We start from the raw sequence: 23,050 nt of genomic DNA on the forward strand, positions 1-23,050 counted from the left end.
CTGGAGAACGAGGCGGATTGCCTCATTCGCCAACATACGGAACCGCGCAGCCGCCCCCTCATAAACCACCGGGCTTAGCCGGAGCCCCCTACCGCGCGAGCGGTTTCGTTCTCCGACCCTCAACGGACGGTGGACCAGGCGCTACCTAATCGGCTGCTTCCTGGGTGCAACGGTCATCGGCGCCTTCGTCTAGCGGCAAGTACTCGGCCATGGTAGGTAGTCCGAGGCCATTGCATCCCGCCCTGGACGAGTGGCCGCTAACGCGTGAAGCCGATGCCCGTAGTCTCGGATGCCTCGCCGGCAAACTATCGAGCTTGATGGCCATTAGGCCGGCTGAAGGGCTGCCTTAGAACAACCTGTCGTTGCCAGCTCAACGCGACACATCGTACCGGACCGAAACGTGACCGATGCAGGGCAGTCGTCGGAATTCTCGATCCGTCAGTTCGCCAAGATGGTGAAGATGTGCCCGCAATCGCGGCAATGCCAGTTGTCGAGAACCTTCTGGTCGAAGGTTTCGCCAAGTGCTGTGCCCGTTGCGCAGCCAGCGGCGGCACCGGCGAGGCCAGCGATCACGGCACCCGCAATCGCGCCGAAGGGGCCGCCGAGCATGCCGACTACCGCGCCGATTTCGGCGCCGGAAAGGACGATGGGGCGGCGAATGATGAGGGTGGCGCCATTCATCATCCTCTTGGAATGATCCGAACGGGGGGCCATGGATGGGCGGCTGCCTCCCGCCGGATCTTGCCGACGTAGCAGCCAAAACATAGCGCCCATGCATGCCGAAGATGAAGGTAGGCGCCCTTCAGCCAGAATTTTGCACCCTCGGTCTGCTCGATCTAGGCCCAGGACGTCCTTGGGGCCGTCGGCGCGAATGCCCAGCGCGAGGTACACGGCCTTGTTCCTGACCGTACCCTCGTCGCCAATCTTCAATCGCAGGGCGTCGAAATAGACAATCGGATACATCGCCTGGAGCGGCCGCTGTTGCCATTGCTCGACTTCGGCCAGCACTTCATCGGTGATGGTGGAAAGCAGATCGGGCGAAACCTGCAGCCCGTAGAGCTCCAGCAAGTGGCCCCGGATCCCGCGTACGCTCATGCCGCGTGCGTATATGCTGATGACGTGATCGTCGAAACCCCGTAGCCGGCGTTGATACTTGCCGACCAGTTGCGGCTCAACCGTCGCCTGCCGGTCGCGCGGAATATCCAGCGTTTGCTCTCCACGTGGTCGAAGAGGTCCTTGCACTCAATCAGCTCCCGTTGGGTGTGCTCTTCATTCTTCTTCCAGTAACCCGGCCTGTCCCGTCGCCAGATGGTGAGCACCGACTTTATGTAATCAGCTTCAGGCAGCTTTGCGCGAACAACGGGGTCTCGAAGGAGTTTCCAAGCGCGTCATCGGAGATGCCGAGGCGTGGACGCCGCGACTCGGAATTTGCTGCCAGCTTTCAGGTATCCAGCGTTTAAGCACTTCGTTGGCGATGCGAATCTGACCAAGCACGTTGCCGGGGAAATTCCTGTAGCGCCGCCTCACCGCCCTTGTCGTACAGTTCTCACTGAACCGCGACGCGGTTACGCGGCGTGGCTTTTCATTGCAACGAAAAAGCGCAACGGAGCGAGACACTTCAATTGGCTGCTTCACACGCAGTGAACTCACCCACGGACCGTCGTACGTCACAGGTGACGGCGATGGCCGCCAGTTGCGAGACGATGGTCCGAATGCTCGCGCCTGTGGGAAAGCACCCTGTCAAACCAAGCGAATTCGAAGCTGTCAGACTCGCCTGATCGACGTTTCCACCGATCACGACCGGAATATTTGCTCCAAGCTTACGCAGTTCCGCAAGCAGCATCGACGTCAGTTCCATATGTGCGCCAGCCAAAGACGAAATACCGATCACATCGACGTCATGTTCCACGGCCTTCATGCCTGCTTCGGCCGGCGATGCGAACATGGGACCCATCACTACGTCGAAGCCGGCGTCCGTCAACGCGGCGGCAACGACGCGGGCGCCGCGGTCATGCCCGTCCTGCCCCAGTTTGACAAGCAGAACGCGCGGCGCGCGCCCCAAGCTCGCAGCGGCATGTGCGACGGCTTCGCACGCTTTCAGCCATTCGGCGTCGTGCGACAGCGCTTCACCGTAGAGGCCCGCCGTTGACGACAGATCCATGGCGTGCCGCGGCCATGCGCCTTCAAGTGCCCGCGTGCATTCACCGACCGTGGCGCGCGCCCGCATGCATTCGATTGTCAATGCCAACAGATTTCCTGTGCCCTCGCGTGCCGCGCATTCGAGTTCGGCGAGCGCGTTCCGCACCCGCTCCGCGTCGCGTGTGGATTTCACCTGCGCGATACGGTGTGCCTGTTGCCTGCGAATCTGCGCCGCGTCCGGGGCTTGAGATGTGATGCACTCGTCTTCGTCATCCGCCACGAAACAGTTGATGCCCACGACCGCGCGCTGCCCGCTATCGATTTCCGCCTGAACGCCAAGCGCCGATTCGTGAATGCGCTCGCTAATCCAGCCCGAACGTATCGCCTCGACGACGCCACCCTGCGCGCCGATCTCATCGAGCAACGCTTGTGCACGTCTTGCGATATCTGCCGTTAATGCTTCCATCATGTACGAACCGGCCCACGGATCGACGACATCACACACGCCTGTCTCGTTCTGAAGCACCAGTTGCGTGTCGCGTGCAACACGCGCCGATTGCGTGGAAGGCAGCGTCAGGGCCTCGTCGTACGCGTTCGTGTGCAGCGACTGCGTGCCACCGAAGATCGCGGCGAGCGCCTCGACCGTCGTACGCACGACGTTGTTCATCGGCTTTCGCGCGGTCAGCGACCAGCCCGAGGTCTGACAGTGCATGCGCAGCGCGCGCGCCTTATCCGAGCTCGCGCCGCTTTGCAAGGCCATCTCCGACCACAGGAGCCGCGCGGCTCGCAGCTTCGCAGTCTCGACGTAGAAATCCATGCCGACTCCGAAAAAGAAACTCATGCGCTCGCATACCTCGTCCGCACGCATGCCTCGGCGCACGAGCGTTTGAACATAGGTGCGCGCATTGGCCATCGTCAGCGCAAGTTCAAGTACGGGGTCGGCGCCCGCCTCCTGAAAGTGATAGCCGGACACCGACAACGCATTGAAGCGCGGCACCGCTTTGGCAAGGTAATCGACGACATCGGCGGCAATTCGCAACGAAGGTTCGGGTGCGAAGATACAGGTGTTGCGCACCATGAACTCTTTGAGGATATCGTTCTGGATCGTGCCCCTCAGTTGCGATGGCGGCACACCGCTTTCCTGGGCCGCGACAACGAAGGCGCCGAGCACCGGCAGGACCGCGCCGTTCATTGTCATCGACACGGAAACCCGCTCGAGGGGTATGCCTTCGAACAGGCGCGCCATATCCTCGACAGTGTCGATTGCCACACCTGTTATGCCGACATCCGCGCTCACGCGCGGGTCGTCGGAATCGTAGCCGCGCTGCGTCGGCAGATCGAATGCGACCGACAGGCCTTGTGCCCCTTCGGCCAGTGCAGTGCGAAACGCGAGATTCGAATCGGAGGCCTGCGCATAGCCAGCGTACTGTCGTATTGTCCACGGCTTGTCGGTGTACATCGAAGCGAACGGTCCACGTACGAACGGCGCCTCGCCTGGCATGCTGTCGAGGTGCGCGATGTTCTCGATATCCGCCTGCGTATAGACGCGCTTGAGCGGCACGGCGCGACGGCGAAGGTGGCGCGTGCTCATCGGCGCCTCCAGCGCTTTTCCGTCGTCACGTCAGCGATTTTCATGCCGTCGCTCTGTCTCCGCACTTCGGTCCAGTGCCAGATGCCTCGCTCGTCTTCAGACTCACCGATCACACGTACGCTCAACATGTCGCCCACATCGACATTGCCGTAGTAGAACAACGACCGGCTCGCGATGACGGGCGGTTCGGCGAACCTATGCCGCTGCCATTCGGCGCGATCGACAAACGCCTGGAAGCTGGCGAAATACAGGAGGTCAGCGCCGTTGAAATCGGTGTTCGGGCATGGCAGAAACTCGATTGGCTCGCTCGTGGACGGCGCGAGGTCCGGCATTGCGCCACGCTCGCCGGACCGAAGCCGCTTGCCCAGTTGCGTCATCTCCACGACCTGATCGGGCATCGGACTGACCTCGCCAGGGAGTGCCGCAAGGGCTGCCCGCGCGACGGAACGGTTGTCGTGCCCCTCGCTGCGCGTGACAAAGGCCGACGACATCGATAGCTCTGCGATCTGCGTGTCGCCGCGTACGATCCGGTGCGTGCTGAAATGGCGCACGGCTCCCGTTCTGCACAACGTGCTTCGAATCTCGAACGCGTCGTTTTCAGTGACCGCATCGAGGCCGAACGTCTGCAACCGGATTGCCGTGAAGGCGGCGTACGAGCGGTTCCCATTACTGTCGAGGAAATCGGGATTCTCGCAACCCGCGTGGGCTGCCAGCGCCTCCCAATGCCGGTGCCCGCACTCCTTGAGCAGCCAGTTTTCCGACAGCCCTGTATAGCTCAGTTGCGGCATGCCCGCGCGATAGCGATGGATCATGTTCACGCGGCGAGGCTTGCCGACGTTGCAGCCGACGCATCAACGGCCGAGCGGAGCGCGGCGACGACATGCGCTGCATCGCGTGCGATACCCGAGAAGCGGCCGGATCCCCACGTATGCAACCAGGGCAGTCCGATGAAATACAGACCGTCTTGCAGCGTGATGCCGCGCTCGTGCACGGGATGGCCGCGGCCATTGAAGACGGGCGCGTCGACCCAGCTGAAGTCCGGCGTGAAGCCGATGCACCAGATGATCGACGTGATTCCGCTCGCTGCAAGATCGAGCGAAGTACGTTCGCCCTCCGGCCGCCACACGGGTAAGTACGGCGCGCCGGGCGGCGCATCGATATCATGCTTGTCGATGAACGCGTCGATGCTCGCGTTAATGCGGTTGTACGTATCGTCGGCCCTGTCCAGGTTCGCGATCAGGTTCGGCGCGAACCGCAGGCAACCGTCGCGCAGGTCGTCGAGCCTGCCGTACAGTTCCATGCCTTCGAGCGCGAATCGCCTCAGATCGATGTCGCGGCCGCCGTCGCGGCCTGTCGCGTAATGGTTGGTGTTGTCCCGCACGCCTTCGCGCAGCGGATGTTGTTCGACGGGCATGTCGTAGTAGCGCATGTCGGCAAGCCAGTCCACCACGTCACGGCCTCGATAGAAGCGCGCGCAGCGCGGCGCTTCGCCGACGGCCAGATACACCTTGCGGCCCGCGAGATGCAGGTCCTCGGCGATCTGCGAGCCGGATTGCCCTGAGCCGACTACCAGCACCGCGCCTTCCGGCAGCGCCTGCGGGTTGCGGTAATGCGACGACTGCAATTGCACGATATCGGCCGGCAGACGTTCGGCCATGCGTGGCACGATAGGCGTGTGATAGCCGCCCGACGCAACTACGACATGATCGGCGGTGTATTCGCCGTTCGACGTCGAGACTGAATAACCACCTGCCGGCAGCCGCTTGACCTTCCTGACTTCCGTATGCTCCAGCACGGGCGCATCGACCATCGCGATGAAGCCATCCAGATACGCGATGATTTCATCCTTCTTCATGAACCCATGCGGATCGTCGCCGCGATACGGGTAATCCGGCAACGCACATTGCCAGTTCGGCGTCACGAGGCAGAACGCGTCCCAGCGTTGCGAACGCCACGTATGTGCGACCGTGTGCTTCTCGATGACGAGATGATCGATATGCGCCTGTTTCAGGTAGTAGCTGATCGACAGTCCCGCCTGCCCGCCGCCCACGACGATAACCGTATGGTGCGGGGTTTCGCCCGGTCCTGCCGGTGCAATGCTGTTTACGTGCGACATGATTCGTTCCTGCTTTCGATGTGACGTTCGGCGCACTGATCGTCTTCGTCAATGCGTCGCATCGGGGTTCACAAAAGTTCGACGACCTTGACTTCGGCCTGCGGGTCCACCGCGAAACGCAGCGCCGCTTCTTCGATCTGGGCAAGCTGGTCGAGCGCTGCGGAGCACGCGAAGCCGTATTTCTCGCGCACGCGCTCGGAGCCGATATGCAGCGCTTCACGAGCCCTTTTTACGAAATCGCTGAGCGCATAGCGCTGCCCGGCGACAAAGAATTCACCGACCACCGTCGACGGCGAATAGCAGTTGGCCTCGGTGCCGTCCGGCCACTGGACCTTGAAGTGCATGACAGGCATGACAGTTCCTTTAGATGAGAGATTCATGCGGCAAGCGGCTCGGCTGCCTCGGCTGCATCTCACGCCGGTACAGGTCGAGATGGCGGCGAGCGCTTTCGCGCCAGCTGAACTGCGCGAGCAATGCGGGCACCGCGCTGTCGAAGTCGATGCCGCCGCGTTCGTCAAGCGCACGGCGCAGCGCGCCGGCGATGCTGTGCGCGTCGTGCGGCTGTGCCCAGCAGCAGACGCGTTCGTCCAGATACCCGGTGAATGGCTCGATCCGCGACACGACCACGGGCGTGCCCGCGGCGAGGGCTTCGAGCACGACGAGCCCGAAGCCCTCTCGCAGCGAAACCATCGAAACGGCATCGGCGCGCCGCATCAACGCGGGAATCGCTTCGTCGTCGAGCGCACCCGTGACGACGATCGGCTTGCCGTGGCCGATGGGAAGACCCAGTTTCGCAGCACGGGCCATGAACCGGCGCGTATAGGCGTCGTGGTCGAGCAGGCTGGCGCCGCCCGCAAGGACGAGTTGCGCGGCGCCATGCGTTTGCTTGAGCAGCGCAAACGCTTCGAGTAGTTGCAAGGTATTCTTGCGTTCTTCAATGCCGCCCACGGCTAGCACAACCGGTTTTCCGCCTAGCCCGAGGCGCGCGCACAGGCTCACATCGCCCGCTTCACGCGATGCGCGGAAGCGCCCGATATCGACGCCGTTGTTGACCGTCGATGCCGCAGTGCCGAATTCGTTGCGCATCTTGCGCGTCCACGTTTCGCTCACGCAGAACACCGCGTCGGCGTCCGCGTAGGCGCGGCGTTGCCACTCGATCAGATGTGCATCGCCGAACCCGTCGAGATGATGAACCGTGCGTACGAAGCCGCGAATCACGCCTGCTTCGCGAAGCTCCGCGAGCGCATTGCCGCTGATGCTGTCTTGTGCGTGAAGGATGTCGAAGCTCGCTGCGCCGTTGGCGAGCAGGGCCGATTTCATCGCCTCGATGCGCGTGTGAACCATCGTCACCGTATCGTCGCCATGAGCGGCGACGGGCGCGAGTACGATACGGCACGGCGACTCGCGAAACATCGGCGCGCCACCGACAGATGGCGCGAAGATCGTCACGTCCTGTCCGGCTTCATACAGCGCGCGCCCGAGTTCGAGCGTGTGAACGACGCCACCACGCGGATTGACGGAATGCGTGAAAAGCGCAATGCGCAATGGCATGCCGTTCATGCTCGCTCTCCCATCGACGAGCCGATAAAAGGACTGTCGTGGAAATTCCAAAGCAGCGCGGCGTCGGTCCGTTGCGTGACCACGACTTCTCGCGACGCATCCAGCGTTCCTATCGTTGCGCACGCGAGGCCACGTCGTTTGACTCGCGCAAGCACGTCATCGACATGTTCGTCCCGCACAGAAAGCACGAAGCCGAAGCTCGGGAATGCGTTGAGCCAGCGTTCGAAATCGACGGCTTCGGGACGAGGAATCGCGTCGAGATCGATACGCGCGCCGACGCCCGAGCATTCGAGCAGCATCAGCGACGTGCCCAGCACGCCCGCCATGCTGATGTCTTTTGCCGCATCGCAAAGACCGCTTTCCGCGAGCGCCGGCAGCAGCTCGAGATCGTCGCGCAAACGCTGTGAAGGCGCGTCCACCGATGCGTTCCAGAACGGATACGGGTCCTCGAAACGGCCGCGTAGATCGACGGCCATAACGAGGCTGTCGCCGGGCCGCGCGTTGAAACTCGATAGCAACGCACGCGCGCGGCCGACAATCGATACTGCGAGTTGCGGCTGCGCGCTACGCACATTGCTGTGTCCGCCGACGACAGGCACGCCATAAGCATTCGACGCGGCCGCAATGCCCGCGAGAATCTGTTCTGCCCCATCGAGCCCATCGCTCCACAATGCATCGACAACCGCGAGCGGTCGTCCGCCCATCGCATAGATGTCGCTGACGTTGACCATCACGCTGCTATAGCCCGCGAACCAGGGCATCGCTGCGACGAAATCGCTGACCAGCCCTTCGATCGCGAAGAGCAGAAAACCGTCGCCGTCGGCAATCGCTGCGCAGTCGTCGCCCACTGCGACGACCTGGCCGAGATCGCGCGTGCCATGCGGCAGACGCGACGCCAGCGACGCGACCACGCCCGCAATATCGGTCTTGTGACGAAAGCCACGGCTGTCACGTATGCGTTCGACGAGAGCGTGCAGGCTCATGACCGCCCTCGCGATGAAGCCACGAAACCGCTCTCCGGGGTGAAGCAAGGCGGGTAATGTGCAAGGTCCGCCTCCATCAGATGATGGGCCCGGCCGAACAGCGTTTCTTCCGCGACTATTTGCCAGTGCAGCCGTCGGAACAGCGGCACGTTCTGGCTCTGCACATGCGCGAGGAAGGTGTCGCACCCGAGCGCATGGGCGCTGCTGACCGCGAGCCGGATCAGCGTCGAGCCGAGCTTGCCGTGCGTGCGGAACGCAGCATGCACCGCAAGGCGCGAACCGAGCCACCTGCGCGGCTGCGTCTCATGGATCCGCACGGTGCCGACCACCTGTTCGGGCACGCCCGCCATGCAGCCCAGGGCGACCAGCAACTTCGCGTGCGCGTCGATCTCGTCGCGGTCGTCGCCGACAAAGAGGCCCTGTTCGACGCAGAACACCGCGCGCCGCAACGCATACGCTTCCTTGCTTTCCCACGGTAGCGTCGCCCACTTCACGCGGTATTCGGCGGGCGTGAACGTGAGTGGCAAAACGTCGAGTTCATCGAAAGTCTCGCAGAACATGGCTAGCCCTCGTATGACGCCAGCGACGAACACGCGCCGCATTTTCCGCAACCCGCCTTGATGTCGGCGGAGCGCATCTGCGCATCGCGCAGCATGGCTCCGAGCGGCACAAGTATCGACTTCATGAACTCAGGCGTGGGTGCCGGATGATCTTCGAGAGGCGTGCCGCTGATCGGCACGAAGGGCACGACGAACGGGTAGACGCCGATGTCGATCAGCTCCCGTGAGATCGACAGGATCGCCTCTGCCGTATCGCCCAGACCGGCGAGAATGTATGTGCTGACTTGCCCCCTGCCGAACACCGCGACCGCTGCCCTGAACGCTTCCATGTAGCGCGAGACGGGCACGCTTGCCTTACCCGGCATCACACTCGCGCGCACTTCGGGTGTCACGACTTCGAGATGCATGCCGACTGTATCGATACCGCTTGCCTTCATGCGCTCGAACCAGCGGTCGTCGTCGGGTGGTTCGCATTGCGCCTGAATCGGCAGATCGACAGCGGCCTTGATCGCGAACGCGCTGTCGCACAAGATCTGCGCGCCGCGATCGCTGGTGGGCGGGGTGCCCGTCGTCAGCACCATATGCCTGACGCCGTCGAGCAGCACGGCAGCGCGCGCGACTTCCGCGAGCTGTTCCGGTGTCTTGCGCGCAATGGTGCGCCCCGCCGCGAGCGACTGGCCGATCGCGCAGAACTTGCAGGACTTCTTGCGGCTCTCGTAACGGATGCATGTTTGCAGAACAGTCGTTGCAAGTACATCCGTGCCATGCAACGTGGCGATGTGCGAATACGGCACACCGTCTAGCGTCTGCAATTGCGTGAAACGCGGCGCCTTCGGAAAACTGATGTTCGCAATCGGAATACTTCCGTGCATGAGCGCGCTCGCGCCCGATTCATCCGGCACGCCGGCGACGAACGGCGAATTCCACGCGGAACTGGTGTGCACAGGCACCATGATCGTCACGCCATCGACGGTCACGGCCTTATGGTCTGACGGTCCCGCGCCGCCGCGTCGGCTCGCGGCGCCCGCGTTCGGATCAACGAGGCGCAGCCCTGCCGATTGCAGCTCGGTGCGCAGTTCCATCATCTGCCGCTCCGTGCGCGCGTCAACTGGCGAAAGGTTCATGCTGGCATTCATCCGGACCTCCACTCGTGGTTTCGAACGCCACCTCGGCGCCCGCGCGCTCGAATGCCGTCGACATCGGCGCGACGGGCGTTGCCGGGCGATCGTTGATGGCAAGACTCAGCAGTTCGGGACGCGCATAGTGGCCGACCGAGTCCATCATGCGTTTGCGCTTGGTGATCAGCGACATGTCGAGATCAGCGACGACCATGCCTTCGCCTTCGCGCAGCGGTTCGGCGAGATGCTGGCCCTCGGGCGATACGATGGCCGTCAGGCAGCCGCCGCGCAGCGCCTTTTGCAGCTTTGGATCGGTGGTCACCGATTCGATCTGCGCTTCGCTGAGCCAGCCCGTTGAGTTGACAACGAAGCAACCCGATTCGAGTGCGTGATGACGGATCGTGACTTCGATCTGCTCGGCAAAGATCGGCCCGACGAGCGAACCTGGGAACTGGCTGCAATGGATCTCTTCGTGCTGCGTCATCAGCGCATAGCGCGCGAGCGGGTTGTAGTGCTCCCAGCAGGCGAGCGCACCGACGCGCGCAATCGCCGTCTGCGCAATCTTGAGACCTGCCGCGTCGCCCTGCCCCCAGATCATCCGCTCGTGAAAAGTCGGCGTGATCTTGCGGCGCTTCAGCACGAGGCGTCCGTCGACATCGAACACGAGCTGCGTGTTGTACAGGCTGCCGTAGTCGCGCTCGTTCACGCCGAGCACGACCACCATCGCGTGGCGGCGCGCACGTTCGGCGACCGCCTGCGTGACGGGACCGGGCACGACGACAGCCTGCTCATACAGCTTCATATGATCGGCACCCGACGCGACGGGCGGACGCACGAACGAAAAGTACGGGTAGTACGGCAAGAACGTCTCGGGGAAGACGATCAGCTGCACGGCTTGGGCCGCGGCCTCGTCGATCGCGGCGCACACCCTGTCGAGCGTGCCGCCGGGACGCCCGAAATCGGGTGCGATCTGCACCGCAGCCGCACGAATGATTCGCTGGTCGGACATGATCGTCACCGGCCTTCGCTTAAAGGGTCCACGTGTGGATGATCAGCGCGTCTTCCTTGCGGTGAAGCAGCTGAATATCGAGCACGTCAAGCGGATTGATCGCACGGATGCCTTCGATCAGCGACGCTTCGCCTTGACCGTACAGCGCCTGCAACGCAAAGCGGCACGCGTAAACCTTGCCGCCTTCTTCCATGAACTTCATCAGTTGCTTGTTGAAGTTCAGATGCCCGGGGAAGGCTTCATCGCCGAGCGTCGGAAAGCCGCGTTGCAAGCCGAGCGTGACACCCGGTCCGTACAGCAGGACGGATGTATCAAAGCCCTTGCGTTGCAGACGCGTTGCCTGCAGCAGGTTAACGAAGCCGATCGAGCCTTCGAATGCGACCGTATGAAACGTCACCAGTGCTTTCTCGCCGGGTTCGGCCTTGACGTCGGGGAACACTTTCTCTTCGTAATCGACCAGAAAATCGCCTTTCTGATGCAAAGGTTTATTGACGGCAGGCATATCGCTCTCCAATTAGTCACGTAATTGATCCAATAACCGCCGGGAAATTTCCGGCTGGCGAAATCAATAACGCAACGGATATGCCAATATCCGGTCCGAAACATGCGATCAATTTCCAATCAATCAAACTGCGACCGTTCGAGCGACCCGAAAAAAACTTTGCGAGCCATGTTCGACGCGACTTTGCGCCCGGCGACGACGACCGGACGCGCACCGTCAGAGCACAGCCGAAGCGCATTCCGTGCGTGATTTTGGTGCGCCACACACCGGAACCGTGCATTCGTCCAATCAATGCGATCAGCTTTCCGATTGATCGGAAATTGATTTATTTTTATCGGGACGTGTGTGCTATTTTTTGTCGAACCCTTCAGGAAAGCTCAGCATGGATAGCCTAACGCATCACTGGCTCAAACGATTAACCGAAAGCCGCAAGCCCGCCTATCTGGTGATTCCGGATTTAATCGAGGAAGACCTCGCGAGCGGACGTTTGCGTCCGCGCGACCGTTTGCCAGGCCTGCGCGATCTCGCGGGCGCGCTGCAACTGAACTACACGACCGTCGCGCGTGCGTACGCCGAAGCGCGCAAGCGCGGCCTGCTCGATGCGCGTGCGGGCAGCGGCACGTTCGTGCGCGGCCGGACGCAGACATTGCCATTGGCAGGCGGCACCAGTGTCGAGATGTCCATGAACATGCCGCCCGAGCCGCCTGAACTCGCGGCGCGTCTGCGCGATTCGTCAGCGAGTCTGTTTGCGCGCGCCGATCCGTATCGCCTGCTGCGCTATCAGGATTTCGGCGGCACGGCGGATGACCGCGCAGCAGGACGTGGGTGGCTGAAGCAAAGACTGCCCGACTGCGAAAAAGATACTGTGCTAGTGTGTCCCGGCATTCATAGCGCGCTCGTTGCGCTCCTGTCACAACTCGCAAGACCGGGCGAAACGATTTGCCTCGATACGCTCGCGTATCCGGGCATCAAGGCCATTGCATCGCAACTCGGCGTGCGTTTGCAGCCGTTGCCGCGCGACGAGGATGGACCGCTACCGCATGCTTTTGAAGCACTCTGCAAGAGCGAAAAACCCGGCGCGTTCTATTGCAACCCAACGTTACAGAACCCCAGCACGCTCACGCTTTCCACACAACGCCGCGAAGCGCTTACTGATGTCGCATTGCGCTACAGCGTGCCGATCATCGAAGACGATGCCTATGGCTGCCTGCCCGCGGACAACCCTGTGGCACTGGCCACGCTTGCACCCGAGCTGACCTGGTATGTGACTGGTTTTTCGAAGACCCTCGGCGCGGGGTTGCGGGTCGCGTACCTTCGCGCTCCGAGTGCACGGCAAGCGCAACGCATTGCAGGTGCGCTACGCGCAACCACTGTGATGCCGAGTCCTTTCACAGTCATGCTTGCAACGCAATGGGTCAACGACGGCACCGCGCATGAAATGCTCGACGCGATTCGCAAAGAGTCAAACGCGCGCCAAGTCATCGCGGCCAGGGAACTCGCGGACTGGCATTACGATGCGCAAAACGATGGATTTCATTTGTGGCTCCCAATTCCGTCGCATTGCGACTGGAGCGCGCCAGAGCTTGCACTGCAATTGCGCAATCAAGGCGTGGGAACTGTAGCGGGCGCAGCGTTCTCGACGGACGGCGATCCGCCCAATGCCATCCGTATCTGCCTTGGCGGTCCGCAGGACAGGGACGATTGCCGCGACGCTCTGCAACGCGTCGCGGAAACGTTGAACGACCCTCATCATCTGCACATTCCGATGATGTGACGGGCTTGTCCGTCTGCTGCGCAATTGTTCGCGTGGGGTATGAGGTGACCAGCGTGACGTCACTCCGGCATGGATGGAAGAGACATCCGGCACTGCGCACCGCGAAGTTCCACACGGGAAATCGTGAGCGCGAAGGTCCGTTGTCAGAGCACAAGAGTCATCTACGGTGTGACGTCGGCCGCCGGTAGCGGCACAGGTTTGCATTTATGTGCACGCATTCGCTTCATCTGCTTGACAGCGAGTTTCCGCTCGGGCGAGAGGGCACAGGTACCGGTGTCACCTTCCCGGAGATCTCGAACCATCACAGTCTGCGGGGTCGCCAACGTAATGGCCGCTGCACGCAACCGCTTGAGAATGTCGAACAGCAGATCGCTCTTCGTATCGCCTGCTATTCTTGGGCTGCGAACATAGCCGGTGACACTCAATGTGATCCCGTCGGCGGCGAGCTGACTGAACATGACGGACGGTGCCGGATGATCCATTATCGACGGGTGCGCCTGGTAGGCTGCGAGCAGAAGATCGCGCACCTGTTCGGGATCGATGTTCAGCGGGAAGGTGAGCGTGAGGGTCGCGACACCCTGCGTCCGGTTTCCCATCGTCACGTTGCGCACGTTCTGCGAGATCAGGTGGGAATTCGGAACGATGACCGTGGACCGGTCCGCGAGCTGAATTTCGGTCGCGCGAACGTTGATGCGGCGGATGTCGCCCTCGACGCCCGCAATACTGACCATATCGCCGACCTTGACCGGGCGCTCGGTCAGCAGGATGAGCCCGGAGATGAAATTCTTGACGATTTCCTGAAGCCCGAAGCCGATGCCAACCGACAGCGCGCTGACGATCCATGCGAGGCTGGTCCACCGCACACCCAGGATCGACAGCGTCAGCAGCGCGAGCAGCACCCAGCCGGTGTTGGCGAACAGCGCGAGCAGCGTGGCCCTCATGCCGGCGCTCATACCGGTTTTGGGCAGTAACTCCTGATCCAGCCATTTGCGCACGGACCGAAGCAGGTACAGGCCAACACCCAGCGTGAGAACCGCGTTGACAATGTGCTCGGGAACGATGTGCAGCCTACGCAGCCGGTTGCCGCCGACGATCTCGAGGATGCTGCTAGCCAGGTCGGCGGGCGTGGTGCCGAAGCCGCCGGTCAGCAACGCGACGACCGCGATCGCCAGCAGCAGGCTGCGACCCAGCGCGGACATGACCGTCGACGCCTGTTCGAGGTGGATGTCGTCGAGACCGAATAGCTGCTTGATGGTTTGTCCGCTGGCGTGGCGCGCCGAAAAAAGGCTTTCGCAGATGTCCTGGGTAAGCCTGCTTAGCAGGTAGAAGCTGCACAGGACCAGTTGGAACCAGACGAGTTCGTAGGTCAGAAATCGAGCAACGGAAATGTAGCCGGTCAGTAGCGAAAGCAGCGAGCCGACCACGGCAACGGTGACGCCGGTGTGGATCAACCCGGCGACGGCAGAACGGGCCTCCGGCGGTTGTTCTGCGGCGGCCAGCGCACTACGCACGCTGTTTGCGCGCAGCAGCGCGGCACCGATGGTCAGTGCAACCACCAGCGAGACTACCCCGCGTCCGAGCAGGGTCATGTGCAGACTGGTGTCGACTATTCTGTTGAACTGCTCCACCGTGCCGGAGAGCATGAGGAGGGCGGCAAGTATCCAGGGGAATGGCTGGATGGCGCGCGCCACCGGATCGGCCATGGCCGTCAGGCGCCAGGACGGCCGGTCACTGCACAGTAGCGCCTGGCCCAGTCCCGCGATCATTGCGCACGTGAGGGCGAGCGTCATCAGTTCGCTGGCGAAGTCCCGCAGGTTGGCGTTTAGTGGCTGCCGATGAGTCAGGGCAAGATAGATGAGCCGGACTGCGCATGCAGCGGAGGCCACGCTGGTGAGCGTGGTCGACAGCGCGATCGCGCTGCGTCGCAAATGGCCTTCGGGAAGGCGTTGCAGGCAGAACCATTGCAGCGCCCGTTCGAGCAGACGGGCGCCTACTGTCCCTGCTCCGAGCGCGAGCAGCAGCATCAGTACAATCGTGAGTCGCTCGCCCGGTTGCCACGCCGACTGCAGTTGACCGGTAATCAGCGAACTGAATACCTTCAGCCGGTCAAGGTCTGTCGGTTCGGTCTGTAACAGCGGTGCCCAGAACGTAGGGCCCAGAATGCTGCCGGAGCGAAAGGCGAGCTGGTTCTTCAAATGGTCATGCTGCAGCCGGCCAATCTGGGTAGTCAGTTTTGGCAGGTTCTCCCTGATGTTTTCCGCCTGCCGGAATTCGGCGTCGAGCCGCGCCCGCTGTGCCGCAATAGCGAGGCGCTGCTCCGCGACCGCCGGTGTTTCGACACTGGTGCCCGGAGCCGGCGCAGGACCGAGCACGTCAAGCTGGGCCTGTAATTTCGCGCGCCCGGGCTGCAATGACATGGCGAGGAGGTTGTCCACCTGGGCTGAAAGCTGCTGGATTGCTGTCTGCAGCTCGACGAATTGCGCGTCGCTGGTCGCCGTCGATGCCCGCTGCTTGATCTGGTCCTGTTGAGTCTGCAGTTCCCGCAGAATTGCCGGGGTCTCAGTGTCATCGCCAGGCGATGCCAGAGGCGCAATCGCGATGAATTCCGACGGAGTGGCTGCCCACACTGTCGGGGGAATCAAGCTGACTAATGCCACCAGGGCGAGACGAAAGACGAAGTCCGGTACTTTGCGCATGATGGTGGACCCGGCAAGGGCGCGTAATTGCGTATGGGGTGTGATGACTCAGGCCTGTGGCGTGCAGCCATGCTGGCGCGACTGCGCCCAGCCTCGCGCATCGTCCGCGATGCGTCCGGCCAGGCTTGCAATGGCGAGTTGCTGCGCGCGCACGAGGTCCGCGTATCCACCCGACGCCGCCTCCTGCAGCCGCGTATGGCAGGTCAGGCGGACACCGTTCGGGTCTTGCGCGAAACCGAGGCTCCAGTCAGCCTCGAGCTGCACCGCGTGCCCCGGCCAGGCGTCGAGGCGCCGGATCTGCAGCCTGATGCCCAGCACCGACTGATTGACGGGCCGGGTGAGACCGGCCACGTCCTGGGTACCCAGGCGGCGCACCAATTGGGCGGATAGCGCGGCGCGCAGTTCATCGCCCAGCGGTGCGAGCCAACGCTCGTCGTCGAGCACCGCAACGCCGCTGTCGCCCTGCCGTACGACCATCGCCTGCTGGTCGATCTGGGCGGGAACGCCCACTGGCAGCACGTCGATGGCGAACGGCGCGGCTGGCTGGGCCGACGCGGGCTGTGCTGCCGGTGATACCAGTGTGTAGTAGTGGACCGGTGCCGATGCGCAGGCGCTCAGGGCCAGCGCAACGGTGAGCGTGATTGCGCGCAGGCTGGCGCGGGCTGGAAAACTCATTGTTTTGACTCCTGTGAAGCAGAGGGGCTGGCCGCGGTTACCGGGCTCACGGTTGACTGATCCGCTGAATGGCCGCGCAGCAGCGCTTCCGGATGGCGGCCGACCAGATCTGTGAGCGTGCGAAGCGAGCGGGCAGTGCGCTGCACTTCCTGCAGCGTCTGGCCGAGGTTTTCCTGGAGCGGCCCGTCTTCGGCCAGCATGCCCTGCGCGGCGCCGAAGGTCTCGCGAGCCTGCTGCAGGGTTTGCGTGGTCGCCGGCAGCACCTGGCCGTTGATCTGCTTCAGGGTGCTGTCCAGGTCCGCCAGACCCGCGTCGAGATGGCGTGCGATCGAGTCGAGCGGCATCTTGTCGATCTTGCCGACGATGCTTGCTATCTGCTCCTGCAACTGGTCGAAGCCGCCGCTCGCGGTCGGTAGCGTAAGCGGTCGCGCATCGACGTCGTATGAGACTTTCGGGGCGTTCGGTACGAACTCGAGCGAAATATAGAGCTGTCCGGTCAGCAGATTGCCGGAGCGCGCCTGTCCGCGCAGACCGTGCGCGACCATGGTGGACAGGAAATGCGCTACCTTTTCGATATCGCCATTTATTTTGGGCAGCTTGTCGAGCACGGGTCCAAGCCGCTGCGGATAGACCTCGATGCCGACGATCATGGGAAAGCGCTGCGTGGCCGGGTCGTAATCCAGTTTCATGGAAACCACGCGCCCGAAGTTGATTCCCGAAAACACCACGGGAGCACCCATAGACAGGCCGCGCAGCGACTGGGCGAAGCGCAATTCGATGTACTGGGCCGGACCGTCTGGCGGTGCCATCGCAGTCGCTTCATCTTTCGCCAGAATGAACCGGCTAGCGCCTGGGCCGGCGGCCGCGCTACCGACGGGCGTGGCGAACGCAATTCCGCCCCCAACGATCGTGGCCACGGATTGCGTCTTGAGCTTGAAACCGTCGGCGCCCAGCGAGAGGTCGACGCCGCTCGCATTCCAGAAGCGGGTATCCGCCGTGACGAAACGGTCATACGGTGCATCGACGAAGATCTGTACGCTGACGCCGTGGCCATCGGCGTCGAGCCCATATGACGCGACGCGGCCGACCTGAATGCGCCGATAATAGACGGGTGAGCCGATGTCCAGCGAACCGAGGTCGTCCGCACAAACCGTGAAACTCGTTCCAGGCGTGCCACTGATGACAGCAGGGGGCGTCTCCAACCCCGTGAACGCTGTGCGTGCGTCCTCCGAAGCGCCGGTGTCCACGCCGATATAGGCGCCGGACAGCAGCGTGTCCATACCCGAGACACCGGTCATGCCCAAGCGAGGCCTGACGACCCAGAAGTGGCTGTCCGTGCGCGCCAGGCTCCGCGCGCTCCTGGAAAGCGAAACAGAGGCGATCACGTGTGAGCCGTCGTCGCTGAGCGCGACCGTAGATACGGTTCCGACCGTGACGTCCTTGTATTTGACAGGCGTCTTGCCCGCCTCGAGTCCCGCAGCAGTCTTGAACGAGATAGTGATTTCCGGGCCAGCCGTGAGCCATGCGTGGATGACCATCGACAGTCCGATAAGGGCGGCGATGAGTGGAACAAGCCAGACCAGCGAAAGCCTCCAGCGGCTACGGGTGACGACAGGATCTCGGGGTTCAGCTAGCGGTTCGTTTGATCGGTGATTCATGCTTCCTCAGCGTCCCATATGAGTCGGGGGTCGAAATTGATGGCGCAGAGCATGGTGAAAATCACCACAAGGCCGAAGAAAAGAATGCCAATGCACGGTTCGCTGTCGGACAGCGCATGAAAGCGGACTAACGCGCAGACGAACGCCACGACCATCACATCGAGCATTGACCAGTAGCCGACCAACTCGACGAGCCGATAGAGGCGGGCACGCTCACGCATCGCCCAGCGACTGCGCCGCCGGGTCGTCGCGAGCAGCAGGCCCAGAACCAGGAACTTGGTGCACGGCACCGCCACGCTCGCGGCGAAGATCACGAACGCAATGCCCCAGGAGCCTGCTTTCCAGAACTCGACGATGCCGTGCAGGATCGTGCTGTCGCTGCCGCGTCCCAGAAGGCTTGTGTGCATGACCGGCAACACGTTGGCAGGGATGTAGCAAATCACGGCAGCGATCAGGAACGCCCACGCGCGTGCGATGCTGTCCGGGAGCCGCCGGTGCAGGGCTCGTTCGCAGCGTGGGCATTGGGCGCATCCGCTCACGCGCGGCACATGTGCGCAAACCAGTCCGCATCCAAGGCAGGCAATCAGGCCGAGTTGTCCCGCGCGAGGAGGTGGCTTCATGCCGTCTCCCGCCGGGCCGCCTCCAGGGGAGGCGGCCTCTCCCTGGCGGGGCCGAACGTGATGTTGGGGGCCGTCGTTCATGTTGCTTCCGCGTCGGTCCATTCCCACAGCAAGTGCAGGTCGCGGCTGGCGATCATTGTGATCAGCAGCATTAGCGTTGCCGTAGCCCAGATGCCGGGACCGGCTGCCACTTGCACGAAGCTGGAAAGTTTGATGACGGCTACGAGGATGCCAAGTACGCCGACCTCGACGATGCTCCACGGGCGCAGCATCGCAAGCAGTCTCATGCTCCACGCGAAACCCGGCGCCCGGCGTGCCGCGCGGGCAAATGCCAGCACCCAGCCGAGCAGCGCGATCTGGAGAAGCGGCACCACGACGATCATCATTGCAGTGGCGACCGCAATCGGTGCAACCGCCCCCTGCGCCAGCGCTGCCGCGGACTGCCAGAGCGTCGTCTCGCTGTGCAGGCCCTGCAGCGAGATCCGGATCACCGGGCAGACGTTGGCGATCACGAAGACGATGGCTGCGGCGACGGTTAGCGCCAGCCACCGATCGACATCGAGCTGACTCGCGCGATACAGGACTGCCGAACATTGCCCGCAGCGCGCCACCTCGCGCGTGGCCAACGCGCGGCGGCGGTACACGCTGTCACAATGCTCGCAGACGACGAGAGTAGGGAAGGTTTGCATGGGCATCGGCTGGTCAGGAAGGTTTCTCACTGGAAGTTATCCGCGACCGCCGCCGTGCGTCGCCGCTGCGCGTGTCCGACCTGAGCCGCGCGCGCATCAAAGTACGACGTCGCGTAGTCGATGAACGCCCTGACCTTCCCCGTCATCAGACTCCTTTCCCGATAGGCGAGCCTGATTTCGGCATCCCCGCTCACGATCTCGAACTCGGGCAGCAGCTGTACCAGCCTGCCATCGTCCAGCTCTTTGGCGATCATCGTCAGCGGCAATGCGCCGAGACCACCACCGCTTATCACCAGTTCCTTGTTCAGGACCGCGTTGTTGGTCGACACTTCGTGTTCCAGTGGCACAGCAACGTCTTCGCAACCGCGCCGAAAGTGCAGTTGCGGCTCGCTAATCGACGCGAGTATGGTGACGAAGCGGAATGCTGCGAGATCCTCGGGCCTTTGCGGCAGTTTGCGTCCCCGGATATAGCTGGGCGAACCCACCACGGCGAGGGGCAGGCGGCACAACGCACGGGTGATCGTAAGCTCGCTCGTCAGCATGAATGGCAGCACGATGCCGAGATCAAAGGCTTCCTTAATCAGATCGACTGGCCGTTCGGCCAGCGTCACTTCGAGCTGCACGCCTGGATACCGGGCACGGAACCCGGCGATCAACGATGGCAACTCTAATAGGGCCGCTGTGGTATGGGCGACGAGCCGCAGTACCCCCGCAGGCTCCCGGGCACGCTGCCCGGTACCGGCTTCGAGTTCGTCCAATTCCGCAACCACTCGGGAGCAGCCGGCGTAAAACTCATCCCCGGCTTCGGTGAGTGAGAGATGTCGGGTGGAGCGTCGAAAAAGACGCACGCCGAGCCTCGTTTCGAGCCCCGCTATCGCGCGCGAGACAACTGCCTTTGACACGCCCAACGTATGCGCGGCGTGCGTGAAGCTCTGCATTTCGACGACCGTGCAAAAGGTCCGCAGCGTTTCGAGGTGGTCCATAAGTGCTCGCAATCCCGGATAAGTTAGAGACTGATAACCGTACTGTTCAGTATAGTGAAAACACACTGTTGCCGTCAACGTAAATAAACCGTACGGTTTTGTTATGATACGATTGTCAGTGTTGATTGGAAACACTGGTCAGATGCGTCGCCGCGGCCAGCGGTGTCGTCGATCGGTTTCACAGACCGAAGGAGAGCCCGGGAATGAGGGTAAAAACGGAAGAAAAGCGGCAGGCGATCGTTGACGCCGCGTTCGAAGTATTCAGTGAGGTGGGATTCGAGCAGGCGTCGATGTCTGAGATAGCGGCACGGGCTGGCGGATCAAAAGCCACGCTGTACAGCTATTTCCAGTCGAAGGAAGAGATGTTCGCCGAGTTCATGACCGCCGCCGCGCAACAGGTCATCGCGGCGTTCGAGCTGCTCAAGACCTCTGTACCGGTTCGCGATGCACTGGCCAGCTTCGGCAAGCACTATCTGGTTGCGGTGCTCAAACCGCAGATACTGGCAGTGCGCCGTCTGGCGCATCATGAAGGCGGCCGATCGACCGTCGGCGCCCTGTTTTACGAGCGCGGGCCGAAGCTCGGCTGGCAGATGGTGGCTGTCTGCCTGCAGCAATTAATTGACGCCGGGCAGCTGCGCAGCTGTAACGCCGCCATCGCGGCCGCGCATCTGCGCACGCTGTATGAAGCGGAGTTGATGGAGCTCTGCCTGTTTGGCGTTCCAGCCGATACCAGTTCCCGCAACATCGCGAAGGTCATTCAGAGAGCGGTCGACGTGTTCCTGGCCGCCTACGGGCCCACGGACCTCGCAGAAACGAGACATTGATGATTGGAAGCCACCCGCGCAACGCGGGCGGCAGATCGGCGTTCCGGTGCAATCCTGGCCGTCAATCCTGATAGAGTGCACTGGCCACATAGCGGCGCCGCAGGTCGCCCAGCACCGCTGCCAGGATCGCACTGACGGGCAGCGCGAGCAGCACGCCAAAAAAGCCGAACAGCTGGCCGAAAGCAAGCAGCGCAAAGATCACCGCGAGCGGGTGCAGCCCGATGCGATCACCCACCAGTTTGGGAACAAGAAAACAGCTTTCGAGAACCTGCCCCACTCCGTACACGGCTGCGACGGCAGCCAGACCATACCAGCCGCCAAACTGCAGAAGCGCGGCAAGAACGGCGAGGATGAGCCCCACGGCGAAACCCACGTAGGGGATGAACACCGCGAAGCCGGTGAACAGTCCGATGGGCAACGCGATGTCAAGGCCGGCCAAACTCAATGCTATCGGGTAGAACAGGGCCAGTGCGCCCATCACCAGCAACTGGCCGCGCAAGTATTGCGACAGCATCCGGTCCATCTCGGTCACGAGTACCCGGACCTTGCCGACCCAGCGCCGCGGCACAAAGCTTTCCAGCCGCGCGAAGATCTGGTGCCTGTCGTAAAGCTGATAGAAAAGGACGAGCGGCACCAGTATGACGTTGCTTACTATGGGAAGCACAACGTTGCTGCCTGTACGCACGTAGCGCAACACGGCGAGTATGACGGTCTGGCCGTCGCCGATCGTGCGTCCCGTCAGCAGGTGGCGGACCTCGGCCAGATCCAGCGAGTAGCTGACACCCAGCAGTGCCAGCCTGGGTTGCAGCCACGCGTTCAGGTTCGCGATGAAGAGGGGAACGTTCTTCGCGAGTTCTGGCCCTTCCTTGTGCATCACGGCAAACACGAGTAGCGGCAGCAGCGTCAGGAGCAGCGCGAAGAGAAGCATCATGAGCAAGACGGCAACTGCGCGTGGCACACGCCGGCGCACCAGCCACTCGACGCCCGGTTGCAACATGTACGCGATGAGCGCACCGAGCAGGAATGGCGTCAGCACCGGTCGCAAAACCCATAGAAGGATACCGAGGCCAGCCGCGATGGCGCTCCAGACGACGGTCTGTCGCTGATAGGGAGTCAGGGTCATGGTCGAGAGTCGTATTCAGGTGATCTGCAAGCGACAGGCGAAAACGGCGACTATCGAAGCGGCCCTCGGTAGTCGCCAATTAACGCCGGAAATGGCGGGGGGCGCGCCCCCTGGCGGTCAATGCGCCTGTGACGTATCCGCGACACGCGTCGGTTTGGGTGCAAGCCAGATCGCCAGTGCTCCGATGATGAAGCAGCATGCGATGTTAAAGAAAAGCTGGTTGGTGGCGAGCATCACCGCCTGCGACTCGACCATGTTGCTGATCTGCGCCTGCGCCTGATCCGCGCTCCAGCCGGAGCCGGTCAGCGAGGACATGAAGTGGCCGGCCTGATCGACCAGGCCCGACAACTCCGCGCGGTTGAATTTGGTCTTGTCCTCCCACAACGTGTTGACGACCGAGGTGGCAATCGCGCCGCTGAAGGTCCGGCAG

At 62.5% G+C, this 23,050-nt stretch carries 20 protein-coding genes and 2 pseudogenes; 2 read left to right on the forward strand and 20 right to left on the reverse strand.

The features are described from left to right. Nucleotides 1-438: 438 nt before the first annotated feature. From HV744_RS33945 to HV744_RS34000, 12 genes and pseudogenes are all read right to left on the reverse strand, one after another. Nucleotides 439-684, reverse strand: a complete 246-nt coding sequence (locus HV744_RS33945; RefSeq protein ID WP_217469189.1) for a hypothetical protein — start codon at nt 682-684, stop codon at nt 439-441. A gap of 116 nt (nt 685-800) precedes the next feature. Continuing rightward, nucleotides 801-1,215: pseudogene (locus HV744_RS33950) on the reverse strand (IS256 family transposase); the annotation flags it as partial. Between the two features lie 403 nt (nt 1,216-1,618). Then, nucleotides 1,619-3,730 (reverse strand): methylmalonyl-CoA mutase, encoded by a 2,112-nt coding sequence (scpA, locus tag HV744_RS33955; protein WP_175153665.1) that lies wholly within the window; start codon nt 3,728-3,730, stop codon nt 1,619-1,621. Then, nucleotides 3,727-4,542, reverse strand: coding sequence for a Pnap_2097 family protein (locus HV744_RS33960; RefSeq protein ID WP_175153681.1), 816 nt, complete (start codon nt 4,540-4,542; stop codon nt 3,727-3,729). Before HV744_RS33960 ends, scpA begins: the two co-directional genes overlap by 4 nt. 2 nt (nt 4,543-4,544) lie before the next feature. Next, nucleotides 4,545-5,846, reverse strand: coding sequence for an MSMEG_0569 family flavin-dependent oxidoreductase (locus HV744_RS33965; RefSeq protein ID WP_175153666.1), 1,302 nt, complete (start codon nt 5,844-5,846; stop codon nt 4,545-4,547). Nucleotides 5,847-5,914: 68 nt separating this feature from the next. Then, nucleotides 5,915-6,199, reverse strand: a complete 285-nt coding sequence (locus HV744_RS33970; RefSeq protein ID WP_175153667.1) for an MSMEG_0570 family nitrogen starvation response protein — start codon at nt 6,197-6,199, stop codon at nt 5,915-5,917. Nucleotides 6,200-6,209: 10 nt separating this feature from the next. After that, nucleotides 6,210-7,406 (reverse strand): MSMEG_0565 family glycosyltransferase, encoded by a 1,197-nt coding sequence (locus HV744_RS33975; RefSeq protein ID WP_175153668.1) that lies wholly within the window; start codon nt 7,404-7,406, stop codon nt 6,210-6,212. Beyond that, nucleotides 7,403-8,389, reverse strand: coding sequence for a sll0787 family AIR synthase-like protein (locus tag HV744_RS33980; protein ID WP_175153669.1), 987 nt, complete (start codon nt 8,387-8,389; stop codon nt 7,403-7,405). Before HV744_RS33980 ends, HV744_RS33975 begins: the two co-directional genes overlap by 4 nt. Further along, entirely contained in the window at nt 8,386-8,949 is a 564-nt protein-coding gene (locus HV744_RS33985) for an MSMEG_0567/Sll0786 family nitrogen starvation N-acetyltransferase (protein WP_175153670.1), read from the reverse strand. Before HV744_RS33985 ends, HV744_RS33980 begins: the two co-directional genes overlap by 4 nt. 2 nt (nt 8,950-8,951) lie before the next feature. Next, entirely contained in the window at nt 8,952-10,085 is a 1,134-nt protein-coding gene (locus HV744_RS33990) for an MSMEG_0568 family radical SAM protein (protein WP_175153671.1), read from the reverse strand. Beyond that, nucleotides 10,054-11,076: a Nit6803 family nitrilase gene (locus tag HV744_RS33995; protein WP_175153672.1), complete on the reverse strand. Its 1,023-nt coding sequence runs from the start codon at nt 11,074-11,076 to the stop codon at nt 10,054-10,056. Before HV744_RS33995 ends, HV744_RS33990 begins: the two co-directional genes overlap by 32 nt. A gap of 19 nt (nt 11,077-11,095) precedes the next feature. Then, nucleotides 11,096-11,578 carry an MSMEG_0572/Sll0783 family nitrogen starvation response protein gene (locus HV744_RS34000; RefSeq protein WP_175153673.1) on the reverse strand — a complete coding sequence of 161 codons (483 nt, stop codon included), beginning with the start codon at nt 11,576-11,578 and terminating at the stop codon, nt 11,096-11,098. A 382-nt stretch (nt 11,579-11,960) separates the two neighbouring features. Between HV744_RS34000 and HV744_RS34005 the strand changes: the two genes are divergently transcribed. Continuing rightward, the gene (locus HV744_RS34005) at nt 11,961-13,352 is read left to right on the forward strand and encodes an aminotransferase-like domain-containing protein (RefSeq protein ID WP_175153674.1); all 1,392 of its coding nucleotides are present in this window, start codon (nt 11,961-11,963) and stop codon (nt 13,350-13,352) included. Between the two features lie 161 nt (nt 13,353-13,513). Here HV744_RS34005 and HV744_RS34010 read toward each other — a convergent pair whose 3' ends face one another. The 6 genes from HV744_RS34010 to HV744_RS34035 form a co-directional block, all read right to left on the reverse strand. Beyond that, nucleotides 13,514-16,048, reverse strand: coding sequence for a DUF3772 domain-containing protein (locus HV744_RS34010; protein WP_246279339.1), 2,535 nt, complete (start codon nt 16,046-16,048; stop codon nt 13,514-13,516). A 48-nt stretch (nt 16,049-16,096) separates the two neighbouring features. Further along, complete coding sequence (locus HV744_RS34015; RefSeq protein WP_175153675.1) at nt 16,097-16,723, reverse strand: PqiC family protein; 627 nt, start codon at nt 16,721-16,723, stop codon at nt 16,097-16,099. Then, a complete protein-coding gene (locus HV744_RS34020) occupies nt 16,720-18,381 on the reverse strand; it encodes a PqiB family protein (protein ID WP_175153676.1) in 1,662 nt (553 codons plus the stop codon). The genes HV744_RS34015 and HV744_RS34020 overlap by 4 nt, the downstream gene beginning before the upstream one ends. After that, on the reverse strand, nt 18,378-19,082 hold the full coding sequence (locus HV744_RS34025) for a paraquat-inducible protein A (protein ID WP_343056495.1): 705 nt from the start codon (nt 19,080-19,082) through the stop codon (nt 18,378-18,380). The genes HV744_RS34020 and HV744_RS34025 overlap by 4 nt, the downstream gene beginning before the upstream one ends. Then, the gene (locus tag HV744_RS34030) at nt 19,079-19,627 is read right to left on the reverse strand and encodes a paraquat-inducible protein A (RefSeq protein WP_246279340.1); all 549 of its coding nucleotides are present in this window, start codon (nt 19,625-19,627) and stop codon (nt 19,079-19,081) included. The genes HV744_RS34025 and HV744_RS34030 overlap by 4 nt, the downstream gene beginning before the upstream one ends. An 89-nt stretch (nt 19,628-19,716) precedes the next feature. Then, the gene (locus HV744_RS34035) at nt 19,717-20,673 is read right to left on the reverse strand and encodes a LysR family transcriptional regulator (RefSeq protein WP_175153678.1); all 957 of its coding nucleotides are present in this window, start codon (nt 20,671-20,673) and stop codon (nt 19,717-19,719) included. Nucleotides 20,674-20,876: 203 nt separating this feature from the next. Between HV744_RS34035 and HV744_RS34040 the strand changes: the two genes are divergently transcribed. Further along, a complete protein-coding gene (locus HV744_RS34040; protein ID WP_175153679.1) occupies nt 20,877-21,497 on the forward strand; it encodes a TetR/AcrR family transcriptional regulator in 621 nt (206 codons plus the stop codon). Nucleotides 21,498-21,558: 61 nt separating this feature from the next. On the opposite strand, the gene HV744_RS34045 is transcribed toward HV744_RS34040, so the two are convergent. Both HV744_RS34045 and HV744_RS34050 read right to left on the reverse strand, forming a co-directional pair. Next, on the reverse strand, nt 21,559-22,635 hold the full coding sequence (locus tag HV744_RS34045) for an AI-2E family transporter (RefSeq protein ID WP_175153683.1): 1,077 nt from the start codon (nt 22,633-22,635) through the stop codon (nt 21,559-21,561). 102 nt (nt 22,636-22,737) lie between these two features. After that, nucleotides 22,738-23,050, reverse strand: a pseudogene (locus HV744_RS34050) (MFS transporter); the annotation flags it as partial.

Source organism: Paraburkholderia ultramafica, assembly GCF_902859915.1.
GTDB lineage: Bacteria > Pseudomonadota > Gammaproteobacteria > Burkholderiales > Burkholderiaceae > Paraburkholderia > Paraburkholderia ultramafica.